A 20,616-nucleotide genomic window follows, 5' to 3' on the forward strand; every position below is an offset into this window, starting at 1 on the left:
TTGATTTTGGTGATAAATGCAGTGTCGGATGCGGCGCATCCGACACAGTTCACCCCTTGTGAAGTAACTCCATAAATGCCTCATATCCTGTTAACCCGGCAATAACCTCTGCCGGATGCTGACACAATACGCTGGCAAGATAGCTAAATATTTTTAGCTCATGACGCGCATCGGCGGCGGCACAGGCGATCAGCACATGGTTAACTACTTCGTTATTCACCTCAACCGGTTGGGCGAGGGTAATAAAAAATCCACGAAAACGGCGTTCCTGTTCGCTCCAGCAATGTGGGATGGCGAGACGATTAACAATCAGGTTTTCGCCTTCGCTTTCGCGGGCGATGATCCGTTGTGCTTCATCGGCGGTAATGTGGTGTTGCGTCACTAATTGCGCACATATTTGCCGGGTAATATGTTGCCAGCTTTCACCACGTACATTCGAATAATGAAAACTTCCGGGGGCAGAAAAAAAACGCTCCGGTTGCTGGCGAATAAATGCCGTCGCCAGAAAATGTTTTATTTGTTCGATACCGGCAGCCGTAATGATATTTTTTACGATGATGCAATTATTGACCGCGTCATCCAGTAAATAATGGCTGTTATTAATGATCAATAACGGCTCAATCTCTTCGCGAATGGCAACCAGTTCGCTTAAGCAGCGGGCAATAATCACCCGACAATTCAGGACGTCGCGCTCAATGGCGAGCTGATTAATAGTGGCAATCGCGTTTTGATCAGAGAGCAAAATGATCGGCTGGCGTTCGTTTTGATGCCGTTCCAGCGCACAGGCAAAATACAAACCAATCAGATCGCTGTCGAAAAGGGGAATATCGAGTTGTTCACGCAGTAGCGTAATAAAGTGCAGACTCATATCAAAGGCCGCAGGCCAGGCGGCTTTCAGGTTATTCATGCTGCTTTGGCGGTGCTCTCCAATCCACACCGGCGCGGCAAGGCAACGTAATAAATGCCCGGTAATATTCTCAACCAGTTGCGTATCAATAATATTCAATGACGCAATGCCCGGCACCCTTTGCAGCAATGCCAGCACATTATCGACACAAATAACCTGCGCCTGTTGATGCTGTTTTTCTATCAACCCCGTCAACGTTCTTACAGCGTTATCACCAAGAAACAGGCCGCTATATTCAACGATCTGTTTTATCTCGCTACCGGGATATTCAGGCCATATGTCAGTAAGCTGATTACGCAACGCGTAAATAGCCAGAATCAGGCTTGAGAGATAGTCGCCTTGCATCAGCGGCCAGCGACGTTGCTTTTCGCAGGCGGTGGTTAATTGTTGAAAATTGTCTCGTGTTACTCCCGACAGCGGAATTAAAAACGGATCTTTGCGTAAAAGATTCGCCAGCAAAATAATGCGTTTCTCTTCTGTCTCATCAATGAAATGGCCCAAACCAGGGCGACTAGCGAGACAAAAACCGCGTTCATAGCGCTGTTTCAGGCGGGGCAGGCGCTCTGCTACCCACGTTTCTGGCAAATTAAGCGCCGAGGCGAGTTGCGCACGGGGAGTGAAGGTATTCAGTAATAACAGCGCCAGCAGCCGATCGTCGTTATCGTGCTTTTGCAGCAACTGAAAAAAGCTGCGGCGCTCGAAGATTTCCAGCTGATAGCCCGCGTTGCCACTGGCGGAAATGCGGGCTTTGCCGTTAAGGGTAAAGTTGAGATAGTCAATATCACGCAGGATGGTCCTGCCAGAAACGCCAGTCTGTTGCGCCAGCTCGCCAGGCGTGCGTGGCTGTTGCTCCAGCAGATCGACAATCTTTAACTGGCGTTCGTTTAGCATTAATCCACCTGACGGAACTGGCTAAACGCGTTGACTTTCTCCGCGGTTAAAGTGGTCAGAAAATCCCTTATCAACGTGAGCAGAGCATCGTAATCGGCTTTTGAAATCATACCGCTATTGGCGTGCAGATAACGCGTTGGCAGGCACAGCGCGACAACCGGACGTCCGCCGCCCATCACGTTGTAGCGCCCGCCATCCGTCGCACCGGTTTTCATAGTGGAAAATTGCAGCGGTAAATCATTCTGCGTGGCACAGCTTTTTAACGCTGCTACCAGTTTCTGGTTGGGGAAGTAGCGCTTGTCAAACAGCATCAGCCCCGGCCCGTTGCCCAGTTTCAGCGGATATTTAATGTTATCAATGCCTGGAACATCGCCCGCGACAGCGGTATCCAGCACGATCACCACATCCGGTTTAATGTGTTCAGCCGAGGTTTGTGCCCCGCGTAGCCCAACTTCTTCTTCCACACTGCCAACGCCATAAAGCGTAATTTCGGGGTTATTCACCGTCTGCAATAGTTCAGCCATCATTGCGCAGCCGATGCGGTTATCCAACGCCTTGCCGACCACTTTATCTTCGCCCCAGCAGGCAAAATTGGCTTCCGGGCTAATAAAATCGCCAATTTCCACGCCACGTTTTTCCGCTTCTTCGCGACTGTTTGCGCCAATATCAATGAACATCTCATCAAATGACAGCGGTTGTTGCTTTTGCTTTTCGGTTAACGCATGTGGCGCGACGGAGCCAATTACACCAGGGATTTTAAATCCCTTGTGTGTGCGTATGGTTACCCGGTGGTTGAGCATCGACTGATTCCACCAGCCGCCAATGGTGGTGAAGCGCAGAAAACCGCTCTCATCGATGTGGGTGACCATAAAGCCGACTTCATCCATATGCCCGACAACAACAACTTTTGGACCTTTATTCCCCTTACGGGCAACAAAGCTGCCCAGACCATCGAAGGTGATCTCATTCACGCAGGGTTCCAGCGTGTTTATCAGAATGTCGCGAACTTCCTGTTCATCGCCGCTGACGGCGCTGGCTTCGCACAACTGTTGCAGTAACTCAATGTTCATGGACAAGCTCCTGTTGCGCAGCTTTGGCTTTGCGGCGTAACCATAATCCTTTCAGGACGATAATGAATGAAATGTTCAGCGCGAGGCCAATCGCCAGCACCAGATAAAATGAACCTACCGGCGACATCAGGCCGATCAGCGGGTCAAAGATACCCAAACCCGGTGCCAGCCGTTTGATTCCGAAAGCGATCACCAGCACGCCGGTAATACCGCCCGCCAGCGTGTTGGCGGTAATCATCGGTAACGGAGCGGCCAGAGCGTAAGGAATAGCCGGTTCGGTTGCGACTGTGGCACCGACCACTATGGCGCTACTGGCGGCTTCTTTTTCCTGTTGAGTAAACAGTTTGGGCGCAATGAACGTCGCAAGACCCGCCGCGACAGGCGGCATTAGCGCGACAACGCCGACGATGGCGTACCAGTCGTAAATGTGTTTTTCCAGCAGAGAGAAGCAGAAGAACCAGGCGGTTTTGTTGATGGGGCCGCCCATATCGAATGCCAGCATCGCACCAACCAGAAACGCCACCGCAAACTTCATTGACGGAGGAATGGTGTTCAGGAAGTGCAGCAACCCGCCCATGAGGTCGGACATCACCGGTCCGATAACGTAGTAAGTCAGTACGCCAAAAACCAGCAGAGTAACGAACGGGATAAGCATGGAACCGAGCAGCGGTTGTAACGCTTTGCCGAGACGGACTTTACGGAACCAGAAGACGAAATAGCCAATCGCCAGCCCCAGCACCACCGCACCGAGGAAGCCCGCGCCAGACTGGGTGCCGAGCATGGCTTTGTCGTTCGCCAGATAGCAAACCAGAAACGCCGGAGCGAAAGCGGGTTTATCGGCTATCGACGAGGCAATATAAGCGCCCATGATGGGGATCATAAAGGTGAAACCGAGATAACCGATGGATTCAACCACCCAGGTAAACGACGGCGCACCTTTCGACATATCGGTATACGGCAAACCGAACTGCACCAGCATGTTGGCAAGCGCCACCAGGATACCGCCACCGATGACAAACGGCAGCGCCGCAGAGACGCCCGCCATCAGATGGCTCATTACGCTGCCACTTTGCACTTCCTGTTTGCCGAGCTTCACGCCGCTATCTGCGGCAAAAAGTTGTGAGTTTGTCGGTAATTCACTGAAAATCTGGTCGATATTTTTCAGCGCCTGGGAGATGGCAATCTCATAAACCTTTTTCCCGGCAAATCGCGCGCGATCATCACCGCTCAGGCCACGCCCGGTAGCGAGAATCACGTAATCGGCAGCGGCAATCTCTTCGCTGGATAAGCGGTTTTCGACGCCGCTTGATCCTTGAGTTTCAACTTTAATGGTATGACCGAGAGAACGGGCTTTCTGTTCCAGGGCTTCCGCCACCATGTAGGTGTGAGCGATCCCGGCGGGGCAGTTGGTGATCGCGACAATACGTAAGGATGACTCCATCGCCACGTCCTTATGAGCTGAGGGTTTGATTTAACAAAGCAAGCACCTGGACGGCGTCGCCTTGTCGCAGTTGGTTGATAAAATCCTGGTGGATAATTTTGCGACACAGCGTGCCGATGATTTTGACCTGATCCTCTTCGCCACTTTGCGGCACGCCGAGGCAGATCCAGCAATTGACGTCTTCGCCATCGCTGGCTTTCCAGTCAATGGCCTGCGCTTTGCGAGCGAATAATACGAACGGTTGTTTAACACAGGCGCTTTTACCGTGCGGCACGGCGACACCAGAACCAAAACCGGTGGAGTGCATTTTTTCGCGCACCAGCAGGGTTTGCAGGAATTGATGTGAGTCGGTGATAAAACCGTTTTGTAACGCCATTGTCGCCAACTGCTTCAGAACGGAATAAGTGCCATTGCCCTGAATATTCAGGTCAATACAGCTTGCAGTAAGGGCTGCCATTATTGGACTCCATGAAAAAATATTATAGTTAATTGTAACGGCGGGGCGGTTTTGTGATGAGCGCGGATATGTCGTGAAGTCGTGACAATATAAGGCAGAGTGAAGGATAAATTTTGCGGTGTAAGGCACATATTGATGGGCAAAATAAATGCAGTGAATAAGAAATCATTATTTAATGATGTTGTGAATGTTTAACTGCCGCACATATTTTGCAGCAAGGTTATTTATATTTGTGGCTTATGAGTCAGCGTGAATTATATCTAATATTTTTTACGATATTTAGTTAAAAACGGCACTATTGTTATATTCCTCACGTTCCAGGAAATCAGCGGATTTACTCATATTATGTGGCGGGATACTATCCATCGGCCTGCTGAAGTTGGATTAAAAATTCGAAAGTGCACACCTTATATTTCTCTATATACGTATTCCTTTTGGAAAGCGTAGGGTATCTTTTATTTCAGGGAACGTAAATAATGAAAAAATCGACATTATCTTTAGCCATCGGTTTATTATTGGCATGTAGTACCGGAATGGCAAAAACACAGCATTTAACGCTGGAACAACGCATGGCATTGCTGGAAGAACGCCTGGAAGCGGCAGAAATGCGGGCAGCAAAAGCAGAGGGGCAGGTAAAACAGCTGCAGACACAACAAGCCGCTGAGATCCGCGAAATTAAGGCTGCCCAGGGCAATACGCCGGTAAATGGACAGACAACGGCGGAATCTGCAAAGAAAAATGCCACCTCACCTAATCTTTTGCTTTCAGGTTATGGCGATTTAAAAATCTACGGCGACGTAGAATTTAATATGGATGCGGAAAGTAATCATGGCCTGCTGGCAATGACCAACGCTGATGTGAATAGCGATCCCACTAATGAACAGTGGAATCTCAATGGTCGTATTCTGTTAGGTTTTGATGGTATGCGAAAACTGGATAATGGTTATTTCGCCGGGTTCTCCGCACAACCGCTGGGGGATATGCACGGTTCAGTAAATATCGATGATGCGGTATTCTTCTTTGGCAAAGAAAACGACTGGAAGGTCAAAGTAGGCCGTTTTGAAGCCTACGATATGTTCCCGCTGAATCAGGATACCTTTGTTGAACATTCCGGTAATACTGCGAACGATCTTTATGACGATGGCAGCGGTTATATCTATATAATGAAAGAGGGCCGCGGGCGCTCTAACGCTGGCGGTAATTTCCTCGTCAGCAAACAACTCGATAACTGGTATTTTGAATTAAACACGTTACTTGAAGACGGAACATCTTTATATAATGACGGTAATTATCATGGACGCGATATGGAGCAGCAGAAAAATGTCGCTTATCTGCGTCCGGTAATTGCCTGGTCGCCGACGGAAGAATTCACCGTTTCCGCAGCGATGGAAGCGAACGTAGTAAATAATGCTTATGGTTATACCGATAACAAGGGTAATTTTGTCGATCAGTCCGATCGTACCGGCTATGGTATGAGCATGACCTGGAATGGCCTGAAAACGGATCCGGAAAATGGCGTCGTGGTTAATCTTAATACCGCCTATTTAGATGCTAATAATGAGAAAGATTTCACTGCCGGGATTAACGCGCTGTGGAAACGTTTCGAGCTGGGTTATATCTACGCGCACAATAAGATTGATGAATTCAGCGGTGTAGTTTGTGATAACGACTGCTGGATTGATGATGAAGGGACGTACACCATTCACACCATTCATGCGTCTTATCAGTTCGCTAATGTGATGGATATGGAGAACTTTAATATTTACCTTGGTACTTATTACTCCATTCTGGATAGCGACGGTGATAAAAAACACGGTGATGATAATGATGACCGTTACGGCGCACGCGTTCGCTTTAAATACTTCTTCTGATGAAGGCGCGGTGCTGGATATTTTCCGGCACCGCAACTCATTAAGGCAGGTAAAACACTTCTTGCAGCTCGCTACTGACTGGGCTGTTATCCGGGTTAGCTGGCATAACGTCGGTCATATACTTCCACCAACGTTGGCAAACATCAGTACTGGCTACCGCATTCCACCGTTCTTCAGATTCAATCTCTACCGTGGCAAACAGCAGATTACGCGCTTTGTCGAGGTAAATGGCGTAGTTATGCGCACCGTGAGATTTCAACACTGCTTCCAGTTCCGGCCAGATTGGATTATGCCGACGCTGATACTCTTCGTGGGCGTCGGGGTTAACCTGCATGACAAAGGCTTTGCGGATCATATTTGCTCCTTACAGCGCCAGCGCACTGGCAAGTGGTGTAACGCCGAAACGCTGGCCGAGTGCTATCAGCTCTTCACGACTGATGGTCTGTTTCATGCCGCCCATCGAATAAACCTTCACTAATACTTGTGCTGATTTTTCTGCGGTGTCGATTAAACCGAATGTTTCATCCAGTGTCGGACCGCTGCCGAAGACGCCGTGGAAGGGCCACAACACCAGTGAATGTTTTTGCATTTCCTGTGCGGTCGCCTGGCCGATTTCGTCCGTGCCGGGCACCATCCACGGCAAAATGCCGACGCCATCCGGGAACACTACCAGACACTCGGTGCTGCCTTCCCAAAGCTGGCGAGTGAAGAGCGCGGTGTCGTTTTCCAGTACGTAGGTAAGGGCGATCAGGTTGGTGGCGTGGCAGTGCATGATCACCCGATCTTTACCGTTGGTGGCTTTAATGCGCTCGCAGTGGGAAAGGAAGTGAGCCGGAAGTTCAGAGGTTGGAACGGCTTCGTGAGTTAGCCCCCAGAGAATGTGGTAGCCCGCGCCGTCGCTGTCGACTTTTACGACGCCTAAGTTAGCCGCAGGATCAAGCTGGACGTTACGAAAGAATTTGCCGGAGCCGGTGACGATAAACGGCGTATTTGCAAGCAAAGGCATGGGCTGGCTGAGCGGGATATAGCGTGGTTGTGCATGGAAGTTGTCTTGATAAGGCGCGATATCGGCGTCATCCAGGCGCAGCGTCAGGTTACCGCCGTTGCGCTCGTCCCAGCCTTTCAGCCAGGCGTCGGTGGTGGCTTTGATCATTCCCTGGACAAACCAGGACTGGGTAATGTTTTGCATGTTCTGTGTTCCTGTAAATTCGGTGTTGTCGGATGCACGACCCGTAGGCCGGATAAGGCGTTCGCGCCGCATCCGGCAGTGTTTACCCACGCTGGCTCAAAATTTCTTTTTCATAAGCCCGCACGCTCTCCAGCCATTCGCTACCTGCTGGGGTATCGTGACGCTGACAATACATTTCCCACACCGCCTGCCACGGCAACGATTTCTGCTCTTCCAGTAGCGCCAGACGCGCAGTGTAATCGCCAGCTGCTTCCAGCTTGCGCAGCTCAGCGGTAGGTTCCAGTAACGCACGCAGCAGGGCTTTTTTCATATTGCGTGTACCAATGACCCACGCGGCAATGCGGTTGATAGAGGCATCAAAGAAATCGAGACCGATATGTACCCGGTCGAACAGATCGTGACGAACAATCTCACTGGCAATCGCCTGAGTTTCATCATCCAGTAGCACTACGTGATCGCTGTCCCAGCGAACCGGACGGCTGACGTGCAGCAGCAACTGCGGCACATACAGCATGGCGGCGGAAATCTTGTCGGAAATCACTTCAGTTGGGTGGAAATGTCCGGCATCCAGGCACAGCGCCGTCTGGCGGCTGGTGGCATACCCCATGTAAAACTCATTGGAGCCAACCGTGTAGCTCTCCGCGCCAATACCAAACAATTTGCTCTCAACGGCGTCGATATGGTGCGCCGGATCCAGCTTCTCGCTGATCACCTCATCCAGTGCTGCCAGTAAACGCTGGCGCGGGGCGAGACGGTCAACGGTGATATCTTTCATGCCATCCGGGATCCAGATGTTCATCACCGACGGTGTGCCGAGTTGCTCGCCAAAATAGGCTGAAACACGGCGGCTGGCTTTGCAGTGATCAATCCAGAACTGGCGAATGCTGTCGTCGGCATGGGAAAGCGTAAAGCCATCGGCGCTTAGCGGATGCGAAAAACAGGAGGGGTTAAAATCCAGACCGAGCTGATTGGTTTTCGCCCATTCAACCCAGTTTTTGAAGTGCTCTGGTTTGATTTGGTCGCGCGCGACTGGCGTATCTGATTCCAGATAGATGGCATGTAAATTAAGCCGTTTCGGACCCGGAATCAGCCGCATAGCTTGTTCCAGATCGGCACGTAGCTCGCTGGCATTACGCGCTTTGCCCGGATAATTGCCAGTAGCCTGAATCCCACCGGTCAGCGAACCTTCCGGGTTTTCAAAACCGGAAACATCATCGCCTTGCCAGCAGTGCATTGAAACGGGTAAACGATCAAGTTGGCGCAGCGCCTCCTCGACATCAATCCCCACCGCCGCGAAACGCTGTTTCGCCAGCTCCCAGGCCTGTTCCAGTTGAGTGGTCATGCGCAAAGCTCCTTTGTCTGTCGTGTAGAGTGAATCCGCGCCACATAGTGGGCAATTTCACTGTCAGGATTAGGGGTAAAGGTGGTCAGATTCGCGGTGGTGCTGACGACCTGACGGAAATCATCCACATTGTTGAGTTCATCCAGCGTCATTAACTGGATGCCGATATTGCCGAGCGTCGAGGCTTCAACAGGCCCGGCAATCACCTGAATACCGCAGGCATCGGCACATAACTGATTGAGTAGCGTGTTCTGGCAGCCGCCGCCGACAATATGCAGTTGTGAGAAATCTTCACCGCGCAGTTGCGCCAGCTCATGCAACACATCGGCATACAGCAGCGCCAGACTGTCGAAAATACAGCGCGCCAGTTCAGCATCACTTTCCGGGATTGGTTGCGCCGTTTCCCGACACGCAGCCTGAATTTCGCTGCACATCTCGTCAGGATTAATGAAGCGATCGTCATTGGGATTGATGGTGAAGCGGCAAGCCGGCAGTGCCTGTGTCGCGGCGATAAGCGCCGGAAGATCGCTGATTTTCCGCTCCTGAAGCACCCGCTGAAGCAGCCATAAGCCCATAATATTTTTCAGCACCCGATAGCGACCTTCCGCCCCGCCTTCATTGGTGATGTTGGCTGCCAGCGCTGTGTCATTGGTGAATGGTGTCTGGCTTTCGAAGCCCATCAATGACCAGGTGCCAGAAGAGAGATACGCAGCGCGGGAACCGTTTAACGGCGAGGCGATAACCGCGCTGGCGGTATCATGGCTGGCAACGGCGACGACAGGAATTGCATTACCTTGCGGGCAAATCCAGTGACCAATGACATTACCCGGATGCGTCGGGCGACCAAACCAGGCTTTGTTGGCCCCGCTCCACGCCAGTAGCGTTTCGTCCCAGTCGTCGCTATTGATATTGACCAGTTGCGTGGTGGTGGCGTTGGTATATTCCCAGTTCATCTTGCCGGTCAGGCGATAACTGAAGTAATCCGGCATCAGCAGAGCGTGAGCAATGTGTGGAATAAGCTCAGGTTGTTGCTCCGTCAGCGCACGCAACTGATAAAGCGTATTGAAGGGCAGAAACTGGATGCCGCTACGCTGATAAATATCGCGTTTGCCGAGTTGCTGTTGTGCCTGCGTCATCAGGCCATTGGTGCGGCTATCGCGATAAGCAACGGGCAGACCCACACGCTTACCCTGTAGGTCGAGCAGCACAAAGTCCACGCCCCAGGTATCAATCCCAATGCTATCGATACGAATCCCTTGCTCGCACACCTTGTTTAATCCAAGGCGAATGGCACTTTCCAGGCTATCCACATCCCAGGTGACATAACCGTTCTGGCTATGCAGGCCATTGTTAAAACGATGGATTTCGCGCAGCGACAGGCTGCGGCATTCACGCTCGTAACGCGCCAGCATCACGCGCCCACTGGATGCGCCGAGATCGACGGCGACACAATTGCGAAAGGTCATAATGTGATCCTGCTGAATTTCATTACGACCAGTCTAAAAAGCGCCTGAATTCGCGACCTTCTCGTTACTGACAGGAAAATGGGCCATTGGCAACCAGGGAAAGATGAACGTGATGATGTTCACAATTTGCTGAATTGTGGTGATGTGATGCTTACCGCATTTCCTGAAAATTCACGCTGTATCTTGAAAAATCGACGTTTTTTACGTGGTTTTCCGTCGAAAATTTAAGGTAAGAACCTGACCTCGTGATTACTATTTCGCCGTGTTGACGACATCAGGAGGCCAGTATGACCGTATTACATAGTGTGGATTTTTTTCCGTCTGGTAACGCGTCCGTGGCGATAGAACCCCGGCTCCCGCAGGCGGATTTTCCTGAACATCATCATGATTTTCATGAAATTGTGATTGTCGAACATGGCACGGGTATTCATGTGTTTAATGGGCAGCCCTATACCATCACCGGTGGGACTGTCTGTTTCGTACGCGATCATGATCGGCATCTGTATGAACATACCGATAATCTGTGTCTGACCAATGTGCTGTATCGCTCGCCGGATCGATTTCAGTTTCTCGCCGGGCTGAATCAGTTGCTGCCACAAGAGCAGGATGGGCAGTATCCGTCTCACTGGCGCGTTAACCACAGCGTGTTGCAGCAGGTGCGACAGCTGGTTGCACAGATGGAACAGCAGGAAGGGGAAAATGATTTACCCTCGACCGCCAGTCGCGAGATCTTGTTTATGCAATTACTGCTCTTGCTGCGTAAAAGCAGTTTGCAGGAGAACCTGGAAAACAGCGCATCACGTCTCAACTTGCTTCTGGCCTGGCTGGAGGACCATTTTGCCGATGAGGTAAATTGGGATGCCGTGGCGGATCAATTTTCTCTTTCGCTGCGTACGCTACATCGGCAGCTTAAGCAGAAAACGGGACTGACGCCTCAGCGTTACCTGAACCGCCTGCGACTGATGAAAGCCCGACATCTGCTACGCCACAGCGAGGCCAGCGTTACAGACATCGCCTATCGCTGCGGATTTAGTGACAGTAACCACTTTTCGACGCTTTTTCGCCGAGAGTTTAACTGGTCACCGCGTGATATTCGCCAGGGACGGGATGGCTTTCTGCAATAACGCGAATCTTCTCAACGTATTTGTTCGCCATATTGCGAATAATCAACTTCGTTCTCTGGCCGAGGTAGCCACGGTGGCGCATCAGTTAAAACTTCTCAAAGATGATTTTTTTGCCAGCGACCAGCAGGCAGTCGCTGTGGCTGACCGTTATCCGCAAGATGTCTTTGCTGAACATACACATGATTTTTGTGAGCTGGTAATTGTCTGGCGCGGTAATGGTCTGCATGTACTCAACGATCGCCCTTATCGCATTACCCGTGGCGATCTCTTTTACATTCATGCTGACGATAAACACTCCTACGCTTCCGTTAACGATCTGGTTTTGCAGAATATTATTTATTGCCCGGAGCGGCTGAAGCTGAATCTTGACTGGCAGGGGGCGATTCCGGGATTTAGCGCCAGCGCAGGGCAACCACACTGGCGCTTAGGTAGCATGGGGATGGCACAGGCGCGGCAGGTTATCGGTCAGCTTGAGCATGAAAGTAGTCAGCATGTGCCGTTTGCTAACGAAATGGCAGAGTTGCTGTTCGGGCAGTTGGTGATGTTGCTGAATCGCCATCGTTACACCAGTGATTCGTTGCCGCCAACATCCAGCGAAACGTTGCTGGATAAGCTGATTACCCGGCTGGCGGCCAGCCTGAAAAGTCCCTTTGCGCTGGATGAATTTTGTGATGAGGCATCGTGCAGTGAGCGCGTTTTGCGTCAGCAATTTCGCCAGCAGACTGGAATGACCATCAATCAATATCTGCGGCAGGTCAGAGTGTGTCATGCGCAATATCTTCTCCAGCATAGCCGCCTGTTAATCAGTGATATTTCAACCGAATGTGGCTTTGAAGATAGTAACTATTTTTCGGTGGTGTTTACCCGGGAAACCGGGATGACGCCCAGCCAGTGGCGTCATCTCAATTCGCAGAAAGATTAATTCGCCATGCCCATGCCGACGATGTTGGCGGCGACAATAATCACCACACAACCGAGGCTCAACACCGTTACCGGACGGCGACCTGCATTGTTCCACTCTTTCAGCACCAGCCCGACGATACCGCCGCACAATACATAGAAGCTCATATGCAGCATCCAGCTGATGTAGTCATACTGCGCCGGAATGCGGGCGTGGCCCCAGGCATAGAAAAAGAATTGCAGATACCACATCAAACCGCCCAGTGCCGAGAGTAACACGTTGTGAATGATCAGCGGTTTTGCCAGTGAAAAGTCGGCTTTTAGCGACAAATCCTTCACTTTTGCCAGACGAATGAAGCAGAAACCGAGGTTGATGATCGCGCCGCCTCCCATGATGACAACATAGCTTGGCAGAGCGACATACAGTGGATCGACGCCCAGTGCGGCAGCTGCTTCATGCATCGGTTTTGCGGCGTTCATCGCAAAGGACATCCCGGCAGAGAAAATGCCGCACATCACCGCCAGCACCAGCCCTTTTTTCAGGTTGAACTCTTCGGCTTTTATGCCCATCTTGCGCTCTTTCAACTGCCCGGCGCGAGTTACAATCCCTACGCCAATCAGCGCCACCAGAACGCCGAGCAACGTCATGCGTCCGCCTTCGGTATTAATCAGAACATCGAAATTGCCGTTGATAATTGGCGTCATCAGCGTACCGACAATCAACGTAATGCCAATGGCGATGCCAATTCCCATCGACATGCCGAGATAACGCATGGTCAGGCCGTAGTTGATATTACCGATCCCCCACATAGCGCCGAACAGAAAAACAGGCAGCAGCGTAGAGAGACTAAACGAGCTGTAATACGCCCAGAAATTCGGTAGTAACAGGGCGCTGATGGCCCACGGCAGAATAATCCACGAAACAATCCCACCGACTGACCACATGGTTTCCCATGACCATTTTTTTACTTTTTTGAACGGCGCGTAAAAACAGGCTGCACTGGCCGCGCCGATCAAATGCCAAAATATCCCCATCGTAATCGCGTTACTCATCTTCTTATCCTCATCATTTTTCGCCGCGTCACATCTCCGACGAGATGAGTGTAAAAATCGTGCTGTCGATTAACCTTTCGCCTGTTGCCGCCGTTGTCGATTTACTGGCAATCACGGCATTAAGTGGGTGATTTGCTTCACATCTCGGGCATTTTCCTGCAAAACCATACCCTTACGAAAAGTACGGCATTGATAATCATTTTCAATATCATTTAATTAACTATAATGAACCAACTGCTTACGCGGCATTAACAATCGGCCGCCCGACAATACTGGAGATGAATATGAGCTATACCCTGCCATCCCTGCCGTATGCTTACGATGCCCTGGAACCGCACTTCGATAAGCAGACCATGGAAATCCACCACACCAAACACCATCAGACCTACGTCAACAACGCCAACGCGGCGCTGGAAAGCCTGCCAGAATTTGCCAACCTGCCGGTTGAAGAGCTGATCACCAAACTGGAGCAGCTGCCAGCAGACAAGAAAACCGTACTGCGCAACAACGCTGGCGGTCACGCTAACCACAGCCTGTTCTGGAAAGGTTTGAAAAAAGGCACCACCTTACAGGGTGACCTGAAAGCGGCTATCGAACGTGACTTCGGCTCCGTTGATAACTTCAAAGCAGAATTTGAGAAAGCGGCAGCTTCCCGCTTTGGTTCCGGCTGGGCATGGCTGGTGCTGAAAGGCGATAAACTGGCGGTGGTTTCTACTGCTAACCAGGACTCCCCGCTGATGGGTGAAGCTATTTCTGGCGCTTCCGGCTTCCCGATTCTGGGCCTGGATGTGTGGGAACATGCTTACTACCTGAAATTCCAGAACCGCCGTCCTGACTACATCAAAGAGTTCTGGAACGTGGTGAACTGGGACGAAGCAGCGGCACGTTTCGCGGCGAAAAAATAATCATTTGCCGCCTGCTGCAATGAGGCGTTTACGCCGCATATCAGCTTAAAAAATGAACCATCGCCAACGGCGGTGGTTTTTTTGTGATCAATTTCAAAATAAAAACAATGATCCGATAAAAATAAAACAGTGTTTCAATTGATGTGGTTTTGATCACTTTTATTGATTAAATGAATGTCTATCTTCGTTTTCATCAACACTGATGCTCCGTTGAGGAATTACGCATCAGCCCTTAAAAATATGCCGACAGGTGATGGAAATGCAGATAAAACGCTCGATTGAAAAAATCCCGGGGGGGATGATGCTCGTCCCGCTATTCCTTGGCGCACTGTGCCACACCTTCTCGCCGGGGGCGGGGAAATATTTTGGATCATTCACCAACGGGATGATTACCGGTACGGTGCCCATTCTGGCGGTGTGGTTTTTTTGCATGGGGGCGTCAATAAAATTAAGCGCGACGGGAACGGTATTGCGTAAATCCGGTACGCTGGTGGTAACAAAAATTGCCGTCGCGTGGGTGGTTGCGGCAATTGCCTCGCGCATTATTCCGGAACATGGTGTTGAAGTTGGATTCTTTGCCGGACTTTCAACGCTGGCGCTGGTGGCGGCGATGGATATGACCAACGGCGGACTTTACGCTTCCATCATGCAGCAGTACGGTACGAAAGAAGAAGCTGGGGCATTTGTGTTGATGTCATTGGAGTCCGGGCCGCTCATGACGATGATTATTCTGGGCACTGCCGGGATTGCCTCGTTTGAACCGCATGTTTTCGTCGGCGCAGTATTACCGTTCCTGGTGGGCTTTGCCCTTGGGAACCTTGACCCTGAATTACGAGAATTTTTCAGCAAAGCGGTGCAGACGCTGATTCCATTCTTTGCCTTCGCGCTGGGCAATACCATTGATTTGACTGTAATTGCCCAGACAGGTTTGCTGGGGATCCTGTTGGGTGTGGCAGTAATTATCGTGACCGGTATTCCGTTGATTATCGCCGATAAATTGATTGGCGGTGGCGATGGCACTGCCGGAATTGCCGCTTCCAGTTCCGCAGGGGCCGCGGTAGCGACACCTGTGCTGATTGCTGAAATGGTGCCTGCGTTTAAACCGATGGCTCCGGCAGCAACTTCGCTGGTCGCGACGGCGGTCATTGTGACTTCGATTCTGGTGCCAATTCTTACCTCTATCTGGTCACGTAAAGTCAAAGCCAGAGTGGCGAAAATCGAAATTTTAGGCACGGTAAAATAAACCTGCTTCCTTAATCCCCACAGCCGGATGAACTAACGTTCGTCCGGTTTGCTATTGAGCTCCTGCCTGGATACATACCGCGAAAACAGCACGCCTGACATAAAATAAATATGGTCTAATGGGGAAATTTCTCGTGGAGAGGGAACAGATGCGATATCCGGTTGATGTATACACGGGCAAGATTCAGGCTTATCCCGAAGGCAAACCCAGCGCAATTGCCAAAATCCAGGTTGATGGTGAGTTGATGCTGACGGAGCTGGGGCTGGAAGGTGACGAGCAGGCGGAGAAGAAGGTTCACGGCGGGCCAGACAGAGCGCTGTGTCATTATCCTCGTGAGCACTATCTCTACTGGGCGCGGGAATTTCCGGAACAGGCGGAGTTGTTTGTTGCGCCTGCGTTTGGCGAAAATCTCTCAACCGACGGTCTGACGGAAAGTAATGTTTATATTGGCGATATTTTCCGCTGGGGAGAGGCATTAATTCAGGTCAGCCAGCCACGCTCACCTTGCTATAAACTCAATTACCATTTTGATATCAGCGACATAGCGCAGTTGATGCAAAACACGGGTAAAGTGGGGTGGTTGTATAGCGTAATTGCACCAGGGTTGGTATCTGCTGATGCGCCGCTGGAGTTGGTTTTCCGTGTCAGTGATGTGACCGTGCAGGAGGCTGCCGCCATCGCATGGCATATGCCGTTTGATGATGAGCAGTATCACCGTTTGCTTTCCGCAGCCGGACTATCGAAAAGCTGGACGCGAACGATGCAGAAGCGCCGACTTAGCGGCAAGATTGAAGATTTTTCACGGCGGTTGTGGGGAAAATAACCCCCGGAGAGTAGGCCTGATAAGACGCTATCAGCGTCGCATCAGGCATTCTGCTCAAACGCCGGATGCGGCGTAAACGCCTTATCCGGCCTACAAATGCGGAGTTTAACTCCGCTTATACAGCGGCAGCCAAATCACCAGCCGCAAACCGCCCAGCGGGCTGTCTTCTGCCTTCACCCAACCACGGTGCTGCTGGATAGCTGTTTCGACAATCGCCAGCCCTAAGCCCGTACCGCCAGATTCACGATCGCGCGCTTCATCGGTGCGATAGAACGGACGGAAAATCTGCTCGCGATCTTCCGGGCTAACGCCAGGACCATCGTCGTCCACCGTAATGGTGATACCATCTTTATCTACCGCAAAGCCCACCTCAATCTTCGTATGGGAATAACGCAGAGCATTACGAACAATGTTTTCCAGCGCACTTTCCAGAGCGTTCGGGTTGCCATACAGAGGCCACGGCCCAGGCGGGAAGTTAACCGTAAACGACTTGCCCATTTGTTCCGCTTCGAACGCCGCGTTATCCAGCACTTCACCCCACAACTGGTTAGCTTTCAATGTCTCGCTCACCAGCGCGTTTTTCTGCTGATTACGTGACATCACCAACAGGTCGTTGATCATGCTGTCCAGACGCTGGGCTTCGGTTTCAATACGCTCCAGTTCCTTGCTTTCACCACTACGACGGCGCAATAACGCCGTACCCAGTTGCAGGCGCGTCAGTGGCGTGCGCAGTTCGTGAGAGATATCAGAAAGCAGACGCTGCTGAGAGGTCATCATGCGCTCCAGCGCGGTGACCATCTGGTTAAAACTGGCACCAGCGGCAAGAAATTCCTGTGGCCCCGCTTCAAGTTCCGGGTGCTGGCGTAAGTTTCCCTGGGCAACTTCATCGGCCGCGTTTTTCAGCTTACGCGCCGGTTTTGCCAGACTCCAGGCCAACCACAACAGCAGCGGCGTACTGACCAGCATGGTGACAATCAGCAGTAATAGCGGGCGGTCAAACAGTAAGTTAATGAAATCGGATTGAGAACTGCTGGCTGGACGAATCAGATAAAGTTGGTAATTATCTTCGCCATCACGCACTGAGAACGGACCGACCAGTTCCACGCGGCCATACTTTTTCTTCTGCGGATGATCGGCGTTATCGGCCTGACCAATAAAGTTACGAATGATCTGCATTTCGCTGCGTTCAGCGCCGATCACGCGGCCCTCGGTGGTCACCAATAACAAACGCTGTCCTGGCGGTGCCCACTTATCAATCGCCCGGAACAGACGCCGCCACCACATTAAATCGTTGGGCGGATCGTTCGCCAGTTCCGCTTCGACATGCTGCTCAATCATCAGCCCCTGACGCTGTTCGCTATCCAGAAGCTCGGTCATCTGGCGTGAATCGAGCTTGGGTAACATCAAAACCAACATCAACACCAGCGCCAGCGTCAGCCAGAAGATGGCGAAGATGCGCGCGGTTAAGCTGCCTATCATGAAGCAGAAACCATCAGATAGCCGCGACCACGCAAGGTTTTAAACCACGGGTGACCATCTTTACGATCCGGCAGTTTACGACGCAGGTTGGAAATGTGCATATCGATAGCGCGGTCGAAAGGCGTCAGGCGTTTGCCCAGCACTTCCTGGCTTAAATGCTCACGGGAAACCACCTGACCCAGATGCTGTGCCAGCAAATAGAGCAGGGTAAACTCAGTGCCGGTTAACTCCAGCGTTTGCCCGTCGAAGCTGGCTTCCTGACGGCCTGGATTCAGCACTAAGGCATCAACTTCCAGTGTCGGTGAACCGTTGTCGTTGTTTTGCTGTTGCTCGCTCCAGTGCGAACGGCGCAGGATCGCGCGAATACGTGCCACCAGCTCACGATCATTAAACGGTTTCGGGAGATAGTCATCTGCGCCCAGCTCAAGGCCGAGAACGCGATCAAGTTCACTGCCGCGCGCCGTCAACATAATGACAGGCGTCTGGTATGTCTGGCGAAGTGCTTTTAATGTGTCGATACCATTTTTCTTCGGCATCATGACATCAAGCAAAAGTAAATCAATGCTGTCGTCCAGAAGATCAAGCGCCTGCTCCCCATCGTGGGCAACAATCACGTTGAAGCCTTCCATCTCGAGCAGCTCCTTTAACAGGGAAGTCAGCTCTCGGTCATCATCAACTAACAGGATTTTATTCATTGTTTAAATACCTCCGAGGCAGAAATTACGTCATCAGACGTCGCTAATCCATGACTTTACGTTGTTTTACACCCCCTGACGCATGTTTGCAGCCTGAATCGTAAACTCTCTATCGTTGAATCGCGACAGAAAGATTTTGGGAGCAAATGATGCGCATAGTTACCGCTGCCGTCATGGCCTCAACGCTGGCAGTCAGTTCATTAAGCCACGCTGCTGAAGTCGGTTCAGGCGATAACTGGCATCCGGGTGAAGAACTTACGCAGCGCAGTACGCAGAGCCATATGTTCGACGGCATAAGTTTAACCGAACATCAGCGTCAGCAGATGCGAGATCTTATGCAACAGGCCCGGCACGAACAGCCTCCTGTTAATGTTAGCGAACTGGAGACAATGCATCGCCTTGTCACCGCAGAAAATTTTGATGAAAACGCTGTGCGCGCACAGGCAGAAAAAATGGCGAATGAGCAAATTGCTCGTCAGGTTGAGATGGCAAAAGTCCGCAACCAAATGTATCGCCTGTTAACGCCGGAGCAGCAAGCGGTTTTAAACGAGAAACATCAACAACGAATGGAGCAGTTGCGCGACGTGACGCAATGGCAAAAAAGTTCATCGTTGAAGCTATTGAGTAGTAGCAACTCACGTTCCCAGTAGTAAACCCTGTTTTCCTTGCCATAGACACCATCCCTGTCTTCCCCCACATGATGTGGGGGTTTTTTTTATCCTCAATTTGCCTACTGCTTAATGCATTGCAGATGATTTGCTTCCGTTATACTACCGTCAGTTGATAGCGGGAGTATTTATGAATCAATCTTATGGACGGCTGGTCAGTCGGGCGGCGATTGCTGCAACGGCGATGGCTTCGCTGCTATTGCTGATTAAAATTTTTGCATGGTGGTATACCGGGTCGGTGAGTATTCTCGCCGCGCTGGTGGATTCGCTGGTGGATATCGGCGCGTCGTTGACGAATTTACTGGTGGTGCGATATTCCCTGCAACCTGCCGACGATAATCACTCGTTTGGTCACGGTAAAGCTGAGTCCCTCGCGGCGCTGGCGCAAAGTATGTTTATCTCCGGTTCGGCACTATTCCTGTTTTTGACGGGTATTCAACATCTGGTATCTCCAACACCGATGACAGATCCAGGCGTCGGGGTTATCGTGACAATTGTGGCGCTAATTTGTACGATTATCCTTGTCTCGTTTCAGCGGTGGGTGGTGCGCCGGACGCAAAGCCAGGCGGTGCGGGCTGATATGCTACATTACCAGTCTGATGTTATGATGAACGGCGCAATTCTGCTGGCGCTGGGGTTGTCCTGGTACGGCTGGCATCGCGCCGATGCTCTGTTTGCATTGGGAATCGGCATCTATATTTTATATAGCGCGTTACGCATGGGATATGAGGCGGTACAGTCATTACTGGATCGCGCATTACCTGATGAGGAACGGCAAGAAATTATTGATATCGTGACTTCCTGGCCGGGTGTTAGCGGCGCTCACGATCTTCGCACGCGGCAGTCAGGGCCGACCCGCTTTATTCAGATTCATTTGGAAATGGAAGACTCTCTGCCTTTGGTTCAGGCACATATGGTGGCGGATCAGGTAGAGCAGGCTATTTTACGGCGTTTTCCGGGATCGGATGTGATTATCCATCAGGACCCCTGTTCCGTCGTACCCAGGGAGGGTAAACGGTCTATGCTTTCATAATCAGTATAAAAGAGAGCCAGACCCGCATTTTGTGTATAAAATACCGCCATTTGGCCTGA

Annotated in this window: 19 protein-coding genes; 8 read left to right on the top strand and 11 right to left on the bottom strand. The window is 51.2% G+C overall.

What is annotated here, in order from left to right:
- Positions 1 to 49 precede the first annotated feature (49 nt).
- The 4 genes from BEB54_RS15880 to BEB54_RS15895 are packed head-to-tail and all read right to left on the bottom strand — an operon-like array spanning position 50 to position 4,766.
- A complete protein-coding gene (locus tag BEB54_RS15880) occupies positions 50 to 1,798 on the bottom strand; it encodes a putative frv operon regulatory protein (RefSeq protein WP_105277525.1) in 1,749 nt (582 codons plus the stop codon).
- Complete coding sequence (locus tag BEB54_RS15885; protein WP_105277524.1) at positions 1,798 to 2,868, bottom strand: aminopeptidase; 1,071 nt, start codon at positions 2,866 to 2,868, stop codon at positions 1,798 to 1,800. The genes BEB54_RS15880 and BEB54_RS15885 overlap by 1 nt, the downstream gene beginning before the upstream one ends.
- Entirely contained in the window at positions 2,858 to 4,309 is a 1,452-nt protein-coding gene (locus tag BEB54_RS15890) for a PTS fructose-like transporter subunit IIBC (RefSeq protein ID WP_105277523.1), read from the bottom strand. The genes BEB54_RS15885 and BEB54_RS15890 overlap by 11 nt, the downstream gene beginning before the upstream one ends.
- Positions 4,310 to 4,319: 10 nt before the next feature.
- Positions 4,320 to 4,766 carry a PTS fructose transporter subunit IIA gene (locus BEB54_RS15895; RefSeq protein ID WP_032304217.1) on the bottom strand — a complete coding sequence of 149 codons (447 nt, stop codon included), beginning with the start codon at positions 4,764 to 4,766 and terminating at the stop codon, positions 4,320 to 4,322.
- Positions 4,767 to 5,242: 476 nt separating this feature from the next.
- Here BEB54_RS15895 and BEB54_RS15900 point away from each other — a divergent pair, with 476 nt between their 5' ends.
- On the top strand, positions 5,243 to 6,637 hold the full coding sequence (locus BEB54_RS15900) for a carbohydrate porin (protein ID WP_105277522.1): 1,395 nt from the start codon (positions 5,243 to 5,245) through the stop codon (positions 6,635 to 6,637).
- A 40-nt stretch (positions 6,638 to 6,677) separates the two neighbouring features.
- Here the strand turns inward: BEB54_RS15900 and rhaM are convergent, their stop codons facing one another.
- From rhaM to rhaB, 4 genes are all read right to left on the bottom strand, one after another.
- Entirely contained in the window at positions 6,678 to 6,992 is a 315-nt protein-coding gene (gene rhaM / locus BEB54_RS15905; protein ID WP_000619503.1) for an L-rhamnose mutarotase, read from the bottom strand.
- 9 nt (positions 6,993 to 7,001) lie between these two features.
- The gene (rhaD, locus tag BEB54_RS15910) at positions 7,002 to 7,826 is read right to left on the bottom strand and encodes a rhamnulose-1-phosphate aldolase (protein ID WP_032185621.1); all 825 of its coding nucleotides are present in this window, start codon (positions 7,824 to 7,826) and stop codon (positions 7,002 to 7,004) included.
- A gap of 82 nt (positions 7,827 to 7,908) precedes the next feature.
- Entirely contained in the window at positions 7,909 to 9,168 is a 1,260-nt protein-coding gene (gene rhaA / locus BEB54_RS15915) for an L-rhamnose isomerase (protein WP_032185622.1), read from the bottom strand.
- On the bottom strand, positions 9,165 to 10,634 hold the full coding sequence (gene rhaB / locus BEB54_RS15920) for a rhamnulokinase (RefSeq protein ID WP_105277521.1): 1,470 nt from the start codon (positions 10,632 to 10,634) through the stop codon (positions 9,165 to 9,167). The genes rhaA and rhaB overlap by 4 nt, the downstream gene beginning before the upstream one ends.
- Before the next feature lie 287 nt (positions 10,635 to 10,921).
- Between rhaB and rhaS the strand changes: the two genes are divergently transcribed.
- A complete protein-coding gene (rhaS, locus tag BEB54_RS15925; RefSeq protein ID WP_000217153.1) occupies positions 10,922 to 11,758 on the top strand; it encodes an HTH-type transcriptional activator RhaS in 837 nt (278 codons plus the stop codon).
- A gap of 73 nt (positions 11,759 to 11,831) precedes the next feature.
- Positions 11,832 to 12,680 (top strand): HTH-type transcriptional activator RhaR, encoded by an 849-nt coding sequence (gene rhaR, locus BEB54_RS15930; RefSeq protein WP_001361122.1) that lies wholly within the window; start codon positions 11,832 to 11,834, stop codon positions 12,678 to 12,680.
- Here the strand turns inward: rhaR and rhaT are convergent.
- Complete coding sequence (gene rhaT / locus BEB54_RS15935) at positions 12,677 to 13,711, bottom strand: L-rhamnose/proton symporter RhaT (protein WP_000063508.1); 1,035 nt, start codon at positions 13,709 to 13,711, stop codon at positions 12,677 to 12,679. The genes rhaR and rhaT overlap by 4 nt on opposite strands.
- Positions 13,712 to 13,995: 284 nt before the next feature.
- Between rhaT and sodA the strand changes: the two genes are divergently transcribed.
- The 3 genes from sodA to yiiM all read left to right on the top strand — a co-directional run bounded on the left by sodA (position 13,996) and on the right by yiiM (position 16,682).
- On the top strand, positions 13,996 to 14,616 hold the full coding sequence (gene sodA, locus BEB54_RS15940) for a superoxide dismutase [Mn] (protein WP_005015733.1): 621 nt from the start codon (positions 13,996 to 13,998) through the stop codon (positions 14,614 to 14,616).
- Between the two features lie 259 nt (positions 14,617 to 14,875).
- Entirely contained in the window at positions 14,876 to 15,859 is a 984-nt protein-coding gene (gene kdgT / locus BEB54_RS15950; protein WP_001166064.1) for a 2-keto-3-deoxygluconate transporter, read from the top strand.
- Between the two features lie 148 nt (positions 15,860 to 16,007).
- Positions 16,008 to 16,682, top strand: a complete 675-nt coding sequence (yiiM, locus tag BEB54_RS15955; protein WP_105282232.1) for a 6-hydroxyaminopurine reductase — start codon at positions 16,008 to 16,010, stop codon at positions 16,680 to 16,682.
- 105 nt (positions 16,683 to 16,787) lie between these two features.
- Here yiiM and cpxA read toward each other — a convergent pair whose 3' ends face one another.
- Positions 16,788 to 18,161, bottom strand: coding sequence for an envelope stress sensor histidine kinase CpxA (gene cpxA, locus BEB54_RS15960; protein WP_000580426.1), 1,374 nt, complete (start codon positions 18,159 to 18,161; stop codon positions 16,788 to 16,790).
- Entirely contained in the window at positions 18,158 to 18,856 is a 699-nt protein-coding gene (gene cpxR / locus BEB54_RS15965; protein ID WP_105282233.1) for an envelope stress response regulator transcription factor CpxR, read from the bottom strand. The genes cpxA and cpxR overlap by 4 nt, the downstream gene beginning before the upstream one ends.
- A 149-nt stretch (positions 18,857 to 19,005) precedes the next feature.
- On the opposite strand from cpxR, the gene cpxP reads away from it, so the two are divergent.
- Positions 19,006 to 19,506 (top strand): cell-envelope stress modulator CpxP, encoded by a 501-nt coding sequence (gene cpxP / locus BEB54_RS15970; protein WP_001223800.1) that lies wholly within the window; start codon positions 19,006 to 19,008, stop codon positions 19,504 to 19,506.
- 148 nt (positions 19,507 to 19,654) lie between these two features.
- Positions 19,655 to 20,557 carry a CDF family cation-efflux transporter FieF gene (fieF, locus tag BEB54_RS15975; protein WP_001076748.1) on the top strand — a complete coding sequence of 301 codons (903 nt, stop codon included), beginning with the start codon at positions 19,655 to 19,657 and terminating at the stop codon, positions 20,555 to 20,557.
- Positions 20,558 to 20,616: the final 59 nt, after the last annotated feature.

The organism is Escherichia sp. MOD1-EC6021, from assembly GCF_002965245.1.
In the GTDB taxonomy this organism is placed as follows: domain Bacteria; phylum Pseudomonadota; class Gammaproteobacteria; order Enterobacterales; family Enterobacteriaceae; genus Escherichia; species Escherichia coli_F.

Excerpts from the sequence above, each read along its gene's own strand:
- BEB54_RS15880 (WP_105277525.1), bottom strand. The coding sequence starts at position 1,798 with ATGCTAAACGAACGCCAGTTAAAGATTGTCGATCTGCTGGAGCAACAG.
- BEB54_RS15885 (WP_105277524.1), bottom strand. The coding sequence starts at position 2,868 with ATGAACATTGAGTTACTGCAACAGTTGTGCGAAGCCAGCGCCGTCAGC.
- BEB54_RS15890 (WP_105277523.1), bottom strand. The coding sequence starts at position 4,309 with ATGGAGTCATCCTTACGTATTGTCGCGATCACCAACTGCCCCGCCGGG.
- BEB54_RS15895 (WP_032304217.1), bottom strand. The coding sequence starts at position 4,766 with ATGGCAGCCCTTACTGCAAGCTGTATTGACCTGAATATTCAGGGCAAT.
- BEB54_RS15900 (WP_105277522.1), top strand. The coding sequence starts at position 5,243 with ATGAAAAAATCGACATTATCTTTAGCCATCGGTTTATTATTGGCATGT.
- rhaM (WP_000619503.1), bottom strand. The coding sequence starts at position 6,992 with ATGATCCGCAAAGCCTTTGTCATGCAGGTTAACCCCGACGCCCACGAA.
- rhaD (WP_032185621.1), bottom strand. The coding sequence starts at position 7,826 with ATGCAAAACATTACCCAGTCCTGGTTTGTCCAGGGAATGATCAAAGCC.
- rhaA (WP_032185622.1), bottom strand. The coding sequence starts at position 9,168 with ATGACCACTCAACTGGAACAGGCCTGGGAGCTGGCGAAACAGCGTTTC.
- rhaB (WP_105277521.1), bottom strand. The coding sequence starts at position 10,634 with ATGACCTTTCGCAATTGTGTCGCCGTCGATCTCGGCGCATCCAGTGGG.
- rhaS (WP_000217153.1), top strand. The coding sequence starts at position 10,922 with ATGACCGTATTACATAGTGTGGATTTTTTTCCGTCTGGTAACGCGTCC.
- rhaT (WP_000063508.1), bottom strand. The coding sequence starts at position 13,711 with ATGAGTAACGCGATTACGATGGGGATATTTTGGCATTTGATCGGCGCG.
- sodA (WP_005015733.1), top strand. The coding sequence starts at position 13,996 with ATGAGCTATACCCTGCCATCCCTGCCGTATGCTTACGATGCCCTGGAA.
- kdgT (WP_001166064.1), top strand. The coding sequence starts at position 14,876 with ATGCAGATAAAACGCTCGATTGAAAAAATCCCGGGGGGGATGATGCTC.
- yiiM (WP_105282232.1), top strand. The coding sequence starts at position 16,008 with ATGCGATATCCGGTTGATGTATACACGGGCAAGATTCAGGCTTATCCC.
- cpxA (WP_000580426.1), bottom strand. The coding sequence starts at position 18,161 with ATGATAGGCAGCTTAACCGCGCGCATCTTCGCCATCTTCTGGCTGACG.
- cpxR (WP_105282233.1), bottom strand. The coding sequence starts at position 18,856 with ATGAATAAAATCCTGTTAGTTGATGATGACCGAGAGCTGACTTCCCTG.
- cpxP (WP_001223800.1), top strand. The coding sequence starts at position 19,006 with ATGCGCATAGTTACCGCTGCCGTCATGGCCTCAACGCTGGCAGTCAGT.
- fieF (WP_001076748.1), top strand. The coding sequence starts at position 19,655 with ATGAATCAATCTTATGGACGGCTGGTCAGTCGGGCGGCGATTGCTGCA.